The sequence below is a fragment of the Novosphingobium sp. G106 genome (assembly GCF_019075875.1).
Classification (GTDB): domain Bacteria; phylum Pseudomonadota; class Alphaproteobacteria; order Sphingomonadales; family Sphingomonadaceae; genus Novosphingobium.
The window spans coordinates 62,368-74,532 of record NZ_JAHOOZ010000004.1; the positions used below are offsets into that span (position 1 = coordinate 62,368).

Annotated in this window: 15 protein-coding genes; 3 read left to right on the plus strand and 12 right to left on the minus strand. The window is 60.4% G+C overall.

Features of this window, described 5'->3' with window-relative positions; genetic code table 11:
* The first annotated feature begins 87 nt into the window (after positions 1-87).
* Positions 88-225, plus strand: a complete 138-nt coding sequence (locus KRR38_RS34095) for a hypothetical protein (protein ID WP_217408197.1) — start codon at positions 88-90, stop codon at positions 223-225.
* On the plus strand, positions 222-905 hold the full coding sequence (locus tag KRR38_RS34100; RefSeq protein ID WP_375293505.1) for a MarC family protein: 684 nt from the start codon (positions 222-224) through the stop codon (positions 903-905). Before KRR38_RS34095 ends, KRR38_RS34100 begins: the two co-directional genes overlap by 4 nt.
* A 260-nt stretch (positions 906-1,165) precedes the next feature.
* Here the strand turns inward: KRR38_RS34100 and KRR38_RS34105 are convergent, their stop codons facing one another.
* The 9 genes from KRR38_RS34105 to istA form a co-directional block, all read right to left on the minus strand.
* The gene (locus KRR38_RS34105; protein ID WP_217408198.1) at positions 1,166-1,429 is read right to left on the minus strand and encodes a hypothetical protein; all 264 of its coding nucleotides are present in this window, start codon (positions 1,427-1,429) and stop codon (positions 1,166-1,168) included.
* Between the two features lie 115 nt (positions 1,430-1,544).
* Positions 1,545-1,877: a hypothetical protein gene (locus KRR38_RS34110; RefSeq protein ID WP_217408199.1), complete on the minus strand. Its 333-nt coding sequence runs from the start codon at positions 1,875-1,877 to the stop codon at positions 1,545-1,547.
* A gap of 960 nt (positions 1,878-2,837) precedes the next feature.
* Positions 2,838-3,191, minus strand: coding sequence for a hypothetical protein (locus KRR38_RS34115; protein WP_217408200.1), 354 nt, complete (start codon positions 3,189-3,191; stop codon positions 2,838-2,840).
* Positions 3,192-3,202: 11 nt separating this feature from the next.
* On the minus strand, positions 3,203-3,595 hold the full coding sequence (locus KRR38_RS34120) for a hypothetical protein (RefSeq protein WP_217408201.1): 393 nt from the start codon (positions 3,593-3,595) through the stop codon (positions 3,203-3,205).
* A 113-nt stretch (positions 3,596-3,708) separates the two neighbouring features.
* The gene (locus KRR38_RS34125) at positions 3,709-4,032 is read right to left on the minus strand and encodes a hypothetical protein (protein WP_217408202.1); all 324 of its coding nucleotides are present in this window, start codon (positions 4,030-4,032) and stop codon (positions 3,709-3,711) included.
* 56 nt (positions 4,033-4,088) lie between these two features.
* Entirely contained in the window at positions 4,089-4,328 is a 240-nt protein-coding gene (locus KRR38_RS34130; protein ID WP_217408203.1) for a hypothetical protein, read from the minus strand.
* Positions 4,325-4,732, minus strand: coding sequence for a hypothetical protein (locus tag KRR38_RS34135; protein ID WP_217408204.1), 408 nt, complete (start codon positions 4,730-4,732; stop codon positions 4,325-4,327). The genes KRR38_RS34130 and KRR38_RS34135 overlap by 4 nt, the downstream gene beginning before the upstream one ends.
* A 451-nt stretch (positions 4,733-5,183) precedes the next feature.
* Positions 5,184-5,969, minus strand: a complete 786-nt coding sequence (gene istB / locus KRR38_RS34140; protein WP_217408205.1) for an IS21-like element helper ATPase IstB — start codon at positions 5,967-5,969, stop codon at positions 5,184-5,186.
* The gene (gene istA / locus KRR38_RS34145; RefSeq protein ID WP_217408206.1) at positions 5,959-7,485 is read right to left on the minus strand and encodes an IS21 family transposase; all 1,527 of its coding nucleotides are present in this window, start codon (positions 7,483-7,485) and stop codon (positions 5,959-5,961) included. Before istA ends, istB begins: the two co-directional genes overlap by 11 nt.
* 12 nt (positions 7,486-7,497) lie before the next feature.
* On the opposite strand from istA, the gene KRR38_RS34150 reads away from it, so the two are divergent.
* Positions 7,498-8,505 carry a beta family protein gene (locus KRR38_RS34150; RefSeq protein WP_217408207.1) on the plus strand — a complete coding sequence of 336 codons (1,008 nt, stop codon included), beginning with the start codon at positions 7,498-7,500 and terminating at the stop codon, positions 8,503-8,505.
* Here KRR38_RS34150 and KRR38_RS34155 read toward each other — a convergent pair.
* The 3 genes from KRR38_RS34155 to KRR38_RS34165 form a co-directional block, all read right to left on the minus strand.
* The gene (locus KRR38_RS34155; protein ID WP_217408208.1) at positions 8,462-9,058 is read right to left on the minus strand and encodes a sce7726 family protein; all 597 of its coding nucleotides are present in this window, start codon (positions 9,056-9,058) and stop codon (positions 8,462-8,464) included. The two genes, KRR38_RS34150 and KRR38_RS34155, sit on opposite strands and share 44 nt — an antisense overlap.
* A gap of 479 nt (positions 9,059-9,537) precedes the next feature.
* On the minus strand, positions 9,538-10,731 hold the full coding sequence (locus KRR38_RS34160; RefSeq protein ID WP_217401357.1) for an IS91 family transposase: 1,194 nt from the start codon (positions 10,729-10,731) through the stop codon (positions 9,538-9,540).
* Entirely contained in the window at positions 10,671-11,645 is a 975-nt protein-coding gene (locus KRR38_RS34165) for a site-specific integrase (RefSeq protein ID WP_217408192.1), read from the minus strand. The genes KRR38_RS34160 and KRR38_RS34165 overlap by 61 nt, the downstream gene beginning before the upstream one ends.
* Between the last annotated feature and the right edge of the window lie 520 nt (positions 11,646-12,165).

Consider the following 12,165-nt stretch of genomic DNA (forward strand, 5'->3'; position numbering starts at 1 on the left):
TGGATTTTCAACCGGTATGGTGCTCTATTATCATGATAAATTGAAAATATATTGGCCGTTATTAGAAAATATATATAATAAAGAGAAATGACCATATTCGTAAAAATATCATATTTCAGCGCCATTATCGTAAAAATATTCCATGGTGTGGATCTTCCGCGTGATTTCCGTTCCAGCAGCGCCACCGGCCGTGAGCCGACTGTGATTGTGGCCGCCGCCAAGTGAGCGGTTTGACCGATAGCGTGTTTCTGACGATGTTTATTGGGCTGTTCGGCATCACTGCGCCGATTGCCGCCATCCCATTGTTTGTCAGCGCCACGAACGGTCAGACTGGCCGGGACCGCCGCAAAACTGCCCTGATCGCGACCGCGACCTACATGATTGCCGCATTCGTGGCGCTATTCGCAGGTAACGCCGCGCTAATCTTTTTCGGGGTGAGTAGCAGCGGATTGCGGTTAGCCGGCATGGCTGTCGTCGCGGTTATTGGCTGGAAAATGATCAATGCGCCAACGGTCGTGAGCCTGACGGGGGATAATTTGCCAGACCAGCATTTTCACTCTGCCTCAAACACGCGGATCGACATACAGAGAAACATAGCGGCGCCATCCCCTCGTAGCGTCGGCATTACTCCGCTGGGTTTTCCAATCTATGCGGGACCAGGCGTACTGTCTGTTGTTATCGCTTGGGGCAGTGGCCCGGAGCCAGTTTATATTGGCGCGGTCGTCGCGATAATCGCCAATGCTTTCGTGATCATTGGGCTAAATTTTCTGGCGACGACAATCGTGCGCCTCGTCAGACCCGAAGCACTGATCGTGACCGAAAAACTCTTCGGACTTGTCGTTGTTGCGCTCGCAGTTGATGGCATGACCGGAGCGCTTTTGAGGATTTTTCCCGGTTGGCAATAACGTCCGAAACAATGCGCCAATGGAGCACATTGTCCGGAAAGCAGCCGGACGCCAATGGCTCGATAGCGGGGCACTAAAGCCCGAGACTGCCCACATAGCTAACGATCAAGCCTAGTGCTTCGCCTTCTAACAGCAGTCCTTCGTTCATTCCCGGGTGTAATTTGTCCGCTTCTAACCGGAGGTAGAGCTCGGTGCGGAGGGGCCACGAAGGACAGCATCTCATAGGCGCTGGTCGCTTGCCTTTCGTTGTTGTTAGCGTCTCAATGGACCGTTTCGGTACCATTATGGCCGAAGAAGCAGGCAATGCCCTCTTCCTGGACGGCGCTTTGAAAGGCGGCGAGTGCGTCGACCTCGCTGACGAAAGAGTCATCCCAGATCGTCACCATTCCGTCTTCGGTAAAGACCTTCAGGACCCACTCGCGGTGGTGCACGAAGCGCGAAATGTCGACTTTCACAGTCAAATCGTCGAGCGTAACCGAGCGCGAGAGGTCGGAGCGCACGATGCGGGGAAAAGAGTTTGCCATTGCGGAATATCCTCCGTGCGCTGCGCGCTCAAAGTGACAACGCACGCGGGATCATCTGAGGTGAGCGCCACAGGTAGCTCCGCATGCGCCAGGCCATCTACCAACCCGTATTCCTTCATTCACTTTGCGCGCACCGCAAGGGAGCGGGATCCGTCGGGACTAGGGCTTCGAGAGCGTTGCTCACCCTGCGATGTTCATTCGCTAGCTTTGCTTCTTGTTCGTGAGCCATCGGATCGGAAGCGCCCATGCCTTCAGACTCTGCCTCAAGTCGCTGATCAAGATCCCGCTTCCACTGGCTCAACAGGTCCTGCCGTATTGCGATATCCAGATCGATGTCCTCGGCTAGATCCTCTGGGCTCGAATAGTGGCGACGCGCATCGGGAGCTTTGGCGGCTGCAGCGTCGTGCGAGACGGCCTGGGCCGGTTCAATAGCGGTAAGATCGCTCATAAAGCATTCCTTGGGGGCTGCTCGAGGGGTAACTGCCGTCGCCACTACTCTGGGGGGAGGGATCGGAACTAAGTTCACGCAAGGCAGCGACGGCAGCCTTGTTCCAAGCGTTCGGCAGCGGAAAGGTTGCCCGACCACCTACGTATCTTTCAAGGCCGCACCGATCTCTGGATGGCCACAAAGGGCCCGGCATGTTCAGCCGAGCCAGAAATAGGTTTGGGAGAGGATGCCTGAAAGGCAGCCGCGATTTCTCACTTTGGTTTGAGCGAGCGGAATATGTAATCCGGCTTGCGATTTCAGCAGGTGACACCCATCGGACTTCGACCGAGCTCCAGCTGCCGACAATTCGGTCCCGCTTCCAGATTGCGTAGGAAATTCATGCTGCAGGCCTGGCCTCGCCCGGGCCAGCGAGGATCGCCTAACCGTGCTCACCCGAGATCGGAAAGCATTTCACCAAATGTTGCTGTGCGATGATTTTGAAGGACAATCTTGGCGAGCCGTTCCTCGGCGCCTGTCTTTCGGACGTGAAATACCTTCATTGAAATGACATGGCTATCGTAAGCCGATCTGGGGGGATTAATCGGCGGAAGCGGGGGCATTGAAACTAGCTTTCAGTTTCGCCTGATCGTGGGAGGAGGCAAGAAGGTTATATGTGAGTGTCATACGCCTTATAAATAGATTCGCACCTCACAATCGGCATTATTTCAAAAATAGGATTCCCAAGGAATTCTCAGTCGAATTTCATCGCACTCTTGTCGATTCTAGAGCATAGGGGAGATGCGACCCGGAGACTCGACGAATCGTTGCGTCTCGACTTTAGGGCGACCCTCTAGGAGGGTCGCCCTATTTTGAATTTCTCTTTTGCGTCGTGACCTTGAGGTCAAATCAGCGGGTCTTTGCAACCAGGCGAATGCGCGGGCTGAGGCCCGAAAGACCCTCGCTGCAGGCCTGCCCTCGCGATCAGGAGAGGGAACTATCGCGCGCGCGTTTGGCTTGCGCGATTGCATCCGCCAGTTTCGTATAGCGATATCCACCTGTCTCGAACTGGGCCGTCGCGCTGTGCTTGATGTCAAGGGAAGCAGCCAATCCTTTGTCGAGACTTCCACCTTCATTTTCCCAGGCGCGCTCATCAGCGACATCAGCTCGCCCCACTTCTTCAGTGCCGCGGCTTACCTCAGAGTTGGCTGCTCGGGTTCCAAGCTCGACGAGCAATCGTAGCTGGTCGGCGATCGATTCGAGTGCGAGCACCTCGCGCTCTTCCGTGGTTCCATATGCTCTGCTCTGGGCGAGCATGTTTTTGGCCATGTCAGACATATCATTCTCCATTACCCTCGACACCCAGCATCGCGTCGTTTGCGCCGCTCGACCTCCAGCTCGATCGAGCGAATGAAGTGATCGCAATAGTCATCTGTCGAGACGTAGTTCTGCTCGTGCTGCCCAAGGTCGTGGCCGCTACCGAAGCGCGCTTTGAGTTGTACGAGGATTTCAGGATCGTCGTCCGCGAGATGACCAATCAGCGCCTGCAAGATCCGTTCGTGGGCGAGCACCCGGCGCTCGACCTCAGTCACCTCATTCGGCGTTGCATTCGCTCCGCCACGGCCAGCCTCTGCATTCGTGGCGCCACGTGAGCTCGTCTCATCAGGGTGCAGGCGAGCTTCCTCTGAGGCCGACGAAAAAGCCGAAAAAGAACGTGACGTTTTGGGTGCCTTGTTTGGCATACGCGCCTCCGCCCGAGCGGGAGTCGCTAACTCTCTGTCGCGCTATGCTCACACATTGAGGGCGATAACCTCAATATGGGCACGCTCGTCATTCGCTACAAGCGCGACACACGTCAGCTTTCGATCTTCTTTGTACCTTTCTTGGATTGTTGGCCGGCGGTGGTCGGCCAAGGGCAAGAGGCGGGCTTCCCAACGGCGGCGGCGATCGCGTGCTCACGCCGACAAAGCTGACCCGCGGGCGAGTTTTCAGGTTCGCCTCGAGACAGGCGCCGCCCTTCTTTATTCAAGCTCTGAATGTGCTCAAGGCGCAGTCTAATGTCCTGACGCTGCTTCTGCTCCGCGCCGGCTCGCAACATGTAGATACGAACCCACACTCCAGCCGCGACCATCACGCCAAGCAGCCCACCCAGAATATATAAAGAAATGGTATTCGCCACGTTTGATCCAGATTGCAGCCAGAGTCGAAATGCTCGGGCTTGAGGAAAGAAATGTTCTATTCCGTCGGCGTCGGGTTATCTTCCTGTTGAAATTCCCGAGCTATCGCCGCGTCCTCGGCGCTGAGAAGCTGCCTGAATCCAGCTTCTTTGGCTTCGGCTTCTTCGGCTTGACGCGCCCACGCTTCGGCCGCCGTATCCGCGATTTTGCGCACGTTGAGCAGACCGGCTTCCGCCGCAATGAGCTGGTGATGGGCTTCGCGCTCCCGGCAGATCTTGGCAGAGGTTTGAAAGTTCATGGGCTCGGCCGGCGATTGCCGTAAATTGTCGCCTGAATCCAGCAGCGAACTCTACGGACTGGCGAGGAGAGGGCTTGCGCTCCGTTCCGCTTTGCCCGCATATCGACGTCGGTCACTTCGATGCTCGGTCCCGGCTGGGAACGATTTGTTTCCAGTGCTGCCACGCGGTCTCTCTGAAGCGCGGCCTCGAGGGCTGCAGGCTCGATACGTCGATGCACGGTCTTGCCGTCCGTTTGGATGCGCAGCCTCGTTTCCAAACGCCGATAAACCGTACGATGGATAGCCTCGATCGCCTCTTCGTCGACATCGACGTGGTAAATTCCGGCAGGCAGAATTTCGTCGTGCCCTTCCAGTTTGAACGAACCAACAAATTCAACCGTCGCGGTCGTAGTGCGGATTGTCATCGATCAGGCCCGCTCGAGGGCGAGGCTGAGATTATCGGAAGGGGCATAATCGAGCTCCCAGCAACGCAGGCGGGAGCACGCAAGTCTCTCTGTCACGAGATGCCTGAGGCATGGTTCGGGTGATATGGCTCTTATACCACCATTGCGGCCGGGCCTCATCATAAAAAATTATATTGAGACTAACTGGGATGTAAAAATTGCCCGCATTCTCATTTGCATTGCGAATTTATCAACGGTCACAGGCTATTGGGCGCCTTATTGCTTCTACATGTGACGCTATCTGAGAAGTGATTGCAGCGGAACTAAACTTGCCGGGCCTCATTATGAGGGTCAGGAAACCAATCATGTCAAAGGTTCTAAGCTTTATCTGTTGATTTCCGCTGAGAGTTGACCCGGGATTTTCATCGAGAAGTGACCCGGTGAAGATATGTCCCGCGATGCGGGTGATGGGTCAAGCTGGCGATTTTTCCTTTCGTGTTTTGGGCGCCGCGGCGGCGGTGCTGGCTCTGAAGCGGAAGCTGTCGTTTCCGGTCTCCAGGATGTGGCAGTGGTGCGTGAGCCGATCGAGCAGCGCGGTGGTCATCTTGGCATCGCCGAACACGCCGGCCCACTCGCTGAAGCTCAGGTTGGTAGTGATGACGACGCTGGTGCGCTCGTAGAGTTTGCTGAGCAGGTGGAACAGCAGTGCGCCGCCTGAGGAACTGAACGGCAGGTAGCCGAGCTCGTCGAGGATGACGAGGTCGAGGCGCAGCAGCCGTTCGGCCAGCTGGCCGGCCCTGTTCATGGCCTTTTCCTGCTCGAGCGCGTTGACCAGGTCGACGGTGGCGAAGAAGCGGACCTTCTTGCGATGATGCTCGACGGCCTGGATGCCGAGCGCGGTGGCGATATGGGTTTTGCCGGTGCCCGGCCCGCCGATCAGGACGACGTTGTGCGCGCCGTCGATGAACTCGCCGCGGTGCAGCTGGCGGACCATGGCCTCATTGACCTCGCTGGATGCGAAGTCGAAGCCGGCGAGGTCCTTATAGGCCGGGAAGCGCGCGGCCTTGATCTGATAGGCGATCGAGCGGACCTCGCGCTCGGCTACCTCAGCCTTGAGCAGCTGCGACAGGATCGGCACCGCGGTATCGAAGGCCGGCGCGCCCTGCTCGACGAGTTCGCTGACGGCTTGGGCCATGCCGTACATCTTCAGACCGCGAAGCATGACCACGACGGCGGCGCTGGCAGGATCATGACGCACGGGCGGTCTCCTTGCTGCGAAGCGCGTCGTAGCGCTCGACGTTGGCCCTGGGTTCGCGGACCAGGCTCAGCGCCTGCGGGGCGTCGATCGTCGGCGGGGTGCCGACCTTGCCGTCGGTCAGCCGGTGCAGGATGTTGAGGATGTGGGTCTTGGTCGGAACGCCGGCCTCGAGCGCCAGCTCGACGGCGCAAAGCACCGCCTGCTCATCGTGCTGCAGGACGAGCGCGAGGATCTCGACCATCTCCCGGTCACCGCCGGGACGTTTGAGCAGATGGCCCTGCAGCCGCCGGAACGCATCGGGCAGCTCGGCGAAGGGCGCGCCATTGCGCAGGGCGCCAGGCTTGCGCTGGATCACCGCCAGATAGTGCCGCCAGTCGTAGACCGTCCGCCCCGGCAGATGGTGGGAGCGTTCGATGATCCGGTCATGCTCGCACAGGATCTGGCCTTCGGCGGCAATGACGATCCGGTCGGGATAGACGCGCAGGCTGACCGGCCGGTTGGCGAAGGATGCCGGCACGCTGTAGCGGTTGCGCTCGAAGTGTATGAGGCAGGTCGGCGAGACCCGCTTGGCGTGCTCGACGAAGCCGTCGAAGGTCCGCCCCAGCGGCATCAGGCTGACTACCTCGTCGGCCCAGGCATCGGCGATCGTGCCGGGCAGGACGCCATGCTGGATCTGGCTCCATTGCTCGATGCAGCGCTGCTCGAGCCAGGCGTTGAGCGCCGCCAGATCGGGGAAGCTGGGCAGCGGCTGCCACAGCCGACGCCGGGCATCCTGGACGTTCTTCTCGACCTGTCCCTTCTCCCAACCGGCGGCCGGGTTGCAGAAATCCGGCTCGAACAGGTAGTGGCTGGCCATCGCTGCGAACCGGGCGTTGACCTGTCGGACCTTGCCGGCGCCGATCCGGTCGACCGCGGTCTTCATATTATCAAAGATCCCGCGCCGGGGGACGCCGCCTAGAACCCGGAACGCCTGGGTCAGCGCGTCGAACAGCATCTCGTGGGTCTGCAGCAGATATGCCCTGACGATGAACGCGCGGCTGTGCGACAGCTTGCTGTGCGCCACCTGCAGCTTGGTCCGTTCGCCGGCAATGATCGCCCAGTCCTCGCTCCAGTCGAACTGGAACGCCTCGCCCGGCGCGAACGCCAGCGGGACGAAGGTGCCGCGGCCGCTGGTCTGGGCATCGCGCTGCCGCTCGGCCTTCCAGGCTCGCACAAAGGCGGCGACGCGGTTGTAGGATCCGTCATAGCCCAGCACCACCAGATCGGCGTGCATCTGCTTGGCCGTGCGCCGCTGCTTGCGCGACCTGCCGACCTCGATCCGTAGCCATGCCGACAGCTTCTCGGCGAACGGGTCGAGCTTGCTCGGCCGCTCGGGAACCTTGAACTTTGGCTCTATCGTGCCGGCGCGCAGGTACTTGCGGATCGTGTTGCGCGACAATCCGGTACGTCGCTCAATCTCCCGGATCGGCATCCCTTCGCGGAAATGCCAGCGCCGGATTACGCTCAATAACGCCATGTCGATCACTCCTTGATCCCCCCGACGCAAATGCCAGGGGGAAGCTCAGAACATGGGTCACTTCTCAGTGGAAACTTTGGACCTTCCCGGGTCAGCTCTCAGCGGAAATCAACACCGTTTGCCAAGCAGGTTGAAGATCACTGGCCCGGCCGCCCCGCGCTGGTCGATGGCGTGCAGATCGATCCGTCCGTCCGCATGGGCGATGGCCGTCATCCGCTCACCTTCATTTTCGATGAAGGGCGCGCAAAAGGCCTCGACCTTACGCCTGTTACGGCCCTCGATCGGGATGCCGGATATCAGCAGAGCGTGCAGGCGATCGTGGCTGCGAACGCCCGCGGCATCGCTCTGCGGTGCAGGCTCGAAGAGGCGCTCGATCCCGATTTCGAAGCCAGCGTCCAGGCTCTCCTCGCCCAGTTGGGTTGTGCGCCAGGCACTGTCGATATTCTGCTCGATCTTGGAAGTCCCAGTTTCGAGCCACAGGGCCCCCTGATCGCCATCATCTCATCTGTCCTGGCAAGCGCAGGCATCTTTGCTTCGGCGCATTCGATCACCATTCTGGCAACGTCGTTTCCTGACAGCCTGATGAGCCTGCAATTTGGCCTGGATGTCCTGCCGCGACGCGAGTGGCTGCTATACAAGGCATTGATGGCAGCGATGCCCGATCAGGTTCGCCGCCCCGGGTTTGGGGATTACGCTGTGGCTGCGGTCGAATTTCCGAAAGGCGACATGCGGTTCATGCGCGGCTCGCCTAATGTTCGATACGCCATCGACGATGCCTGGCTGGTCGCCAAAGCGAAGCGCCAGAAATCGAACAACAACCACGCCTATCCCGGCTTGTGCGGCGGGATTGTCGCCTCGGGCAGCTTTGCCGGCACGGCCTTCTCCGAGGGTTCGAAATATATCGACGGTTGCCGGCTCGGAACCGAGAAGATGGGCAATCCCACCACGTGGAAATGGGTCGCGACCAATCACCACATCACGAAAGTGGTTGCTGATCTCGCCACATTGTCCGGGACTTAAGGGCGGTGCGGACGGCGCTCGCAAGTTTTCTGAGCGGCATCAGCGATACGATCTGCTGGTAGAGTACTTCACGCGGGGCGCGCAAATGGCGTTCCGCAACGCCAAGTTCCCTGAGCAGATGCTGTGCCTCCGGGCGCCAAAGCAGGCGCGTCAGCACGAGTGGATCAATGCCCCTGTTTGCCCGCTCGGCTCGCACGCGGCGAAACTTCACTCCTTGGGTCGCACCACGCTCAGCGACCATGACTCCCCACCAATCGGGCACTATCGCCATGGCCGACGTGAGATGCTTTGGGTCGACGATCAGCAGGGCCTTGTCGACCACCTCGCCATAGGCGGCCACCTGCCTAGGCAAGCGCTGCAAATTATCGGCCTCAGCCTTGATTTCGACGCCTCGGATGTGTCCGTTAATCACGGCGATGTCGATACGGCAGCTGCCATGATCGAGGCCAAGTTCGTCGATCACCAGGGTGTCGGGACAGGCTTGGGCGTGCGTCAGCAACCGCCGATAAGCAGCTTGCCTGACATCACTGTCCCGAAGCGGTTTCGAAGCCATGCTGAATCGATAGCCTCGGCTATGGGCTCCGCGCAACGACCAATCTCATGCTGGCCTTTCTATGGGGCTTTGCAAATCGCCGTTCGACATCGGCCACCGAATGGTCGGCTCGCGGATCAAGGCATTTGAACGAACGTCTGCTTCTCACTTGTCAGGTTCGAAAGGAGACTAACCGGACTGTCGAAGGGTTTCGGGCGCCGGCAGGCGTACTAAACCCGGACGAGTACGACCCGCGGTGGGTCTGGGCGTGAGCTATGGGGATTTCAATTTCGGCCGGGTCTGTGGTGTCAGCCAAGAGCTGCCTGGGAGCGATACAGATCGCATCGGCCACCCCCATTGCCGGGTGCGGTAGCCTGGGGCCGGTCGCTGTCTGCGTGCTTCATCGCCGAGTTTTTGGGCGATGATGGCTCTGGGTACGAACGCTACCGCTTCCGGCGGCATGATGACCGGAGGAACGGGTGTTTCCAGGCCATGCCGGATCATGGCGCAATCTCCCGGACGAGCTTGAGAGGCCGGGGCGGTGCGCGTGGCTGCTGCCAACGCACGAAGGTCTCGATCACTACCATATGGCCACCGCAGCATGGGCATGGCGGGCGATAGTCAGGCGGCTCCTCGTCGTCGGGCGGTGGCGGGGCCGGCGCTACGTGGAGCAAGGCGCGGGCTCGGGCGATCGCATCCTTGCGCGCCGAACCTGCGAGCAGGCCATAGTGCCGGATACGATGGAAGCCGCGCGGCAGGACGTGGAGCAGGAAGCGGCGGATGAACTCGTCTGCGGCAAGGGTCATGACACGTTGTCGGTCGAGGCCATCGCGGCGATAGTCTTTGTACCGCATGGTGACGCCGCGCTCGTCGAAGGCGATGAGGCGCCGGTTTGAGATCGCGACGCGGTGAGTGTAGCGCGACAGGTAGGCGAGCACGGCCTGGGGGCCTGCGAACGGGGCCTTGGCGTAGACGACCCAGCGCTTTTTCCTGACTGGCGCGATGAGGCGCAGGAACGCCTGGCGGCCAGCGAGCTCGCTGTTCTCGCTGCCGAAGAACAGGCGGCCAGCATCGTGAAGCGCAATCAGCCGGGTGACGAAGAGGCGGCGGAACAATGCGCCCAACACGCGCACCGGCAGCAGGAAGGCGGGGCGTGAGGATATCCAGCGCATCCCGTCGAGCGCGATGCCTCCGCCCGGGACGATCATGTGTACATGGGGATGGTGGGTCATCGCCGACCCCCATGTGTGAAGCACCGCCGTGATGCCGATGCGCGCCCCCAGATGCTTCGGATCCGCCGCAATCGTCAGCATCGTCTCCGACGCCGCCTTGAACAACAGATCGTAGACGACGGCCTTGTTCTGCCAGGCGATGGCTGCGATCTCGGCGGGCAGCGTGAAGACCACGTGGAAGTAACCCACCGGCAGCAGATCGGCCTCGCGTTCTGCCAGCCAGGTGCGTGCCGCCGCGCCCTGGCATTTTGGGCAATGCCGGTTGCGGCATGAGTTGTAGGCGATCCGCCAGTGGCCACAGTCCTCGCAGGCCTCCACGTGCCCGCCAAGCGCAGCGGTGCGGCAGTTTTCGACCGCGGTCATGACCTTGAGCTGATACAGGCTCAGGTGCCCCGCATGGGCTACACGATAGGCTGGCCCGGCAGCACAGAAGATATCTGCGACCTCGAGCGAAGATCGCACCGGCTCAACTGTCCGGCGCCCCCCTGTGCACCGGGAAGCATCGCCAGCTTGTCCAGGGGGCTCACCACCGCCTTGACCGTCTTAATGGCGACCCTCGTGTAAAGTGCGGTCGTTTCCAGTTTGGAATGCCCGAGCAATGCCTGGATGATCCGAACATCGACACCGTCTTCGAGGAGATGGGTGGCGAAGCTGTGGCGAAGGGTATGGGGGCCGACCCGCTTGGCGATGCCCGCCGCCATCGCTGCCTCGACGACGATGCGGTGTAATTGTCTGGTGCTGACCGGCTTGAGATAGTGCTGCCCCGGGAACAGCCAGCCATCGGGGTGCATCACCCCCTGACGCTTGCCCACTCTCCACCATTCGCGCAGCAGCAACAGCAGATCATGGGCCAGCATGGCATTGCGATCTCGCCCGCCCTTGCCGCACTCGACCTTGAGCAGCATGCGCTCGCTGTCGATATCCCGGACCCTCAGGCGCGTGACCTCCGCAGCGCGCAGACCCGCACCGTAGGCGACTGACAGCATCGCCTGGTGCTTCAGGCTGGTCGTGGCCTGAAGCAGGCGTGCGACCTCCTCGCGGCTCAGTACCGTGGGCAGGCCGCGAGGGTGCTTAACGTGATGAAGCTTGCGGGCCAGATCCGGTCGGTCGAGTGTGCGGATATAGAAGAACCGCAAGGCCGAGACGACGGTGTTCATGGTCGTCACGCTCATGCCCGCCTCGCGCTGGGCAATCTGGAAGCGGCGTAAATCTTCGCCCGTTGCGGTGTCCGGAGGTCGGCCCAGAAAGGCCGCAAACCGGGCAACGTCCCTTACGTAGTTGCGCTGCGTCGCTCGGGCAAAGCGACGCAGATCCATATCTTCGAGCATTCGCTCGCGAAGGGTCTTCGTGGAAACTTCCGTGATGGCGTTGGTCATGGGTCGACTCCTCGGTTGAAGGAGTCGCAAAGGTCTGCCTCTGGCAGCCGCCGCTCAATCGAAGGGCCGTGGCAGCAGCTGCTCTACACCTCGCCGATTAGCGCCATTCCCGCGACAGCGGGTTCGTACATGTCGAACTGAGCTGTCGTTCGTCGGCTGCGCGCAGCTCGGATGAACGAAGGGTCGGTTCGGTCTTTCCCAGCGCAAGTCCGGAATGTCTCCCACGTCGAACAATCCGGGGCTCTAGCCGAGCCTCGGCTAGGACGTGAACGAACGTATGGCCCGCCCCGTTTGCAAGTGGATTTTCGGGAGATCTGATCAGTCTGCGTCAACGTATACGGTCTCATGGGCGAGCCATGGCCAAGATGGACATCCGCGCATCTGAATCCCCACAACGGCATCGGCATCGAGTGCCACTTCGTTCACCGGGTTTTTCAGATGCCGATTGACTGTCAGGCCATCTTCCAATCCTTCCTGCAAACCTCGTGGGCGGTCGCGCTAAGGCGTGCCGCCGATCCGT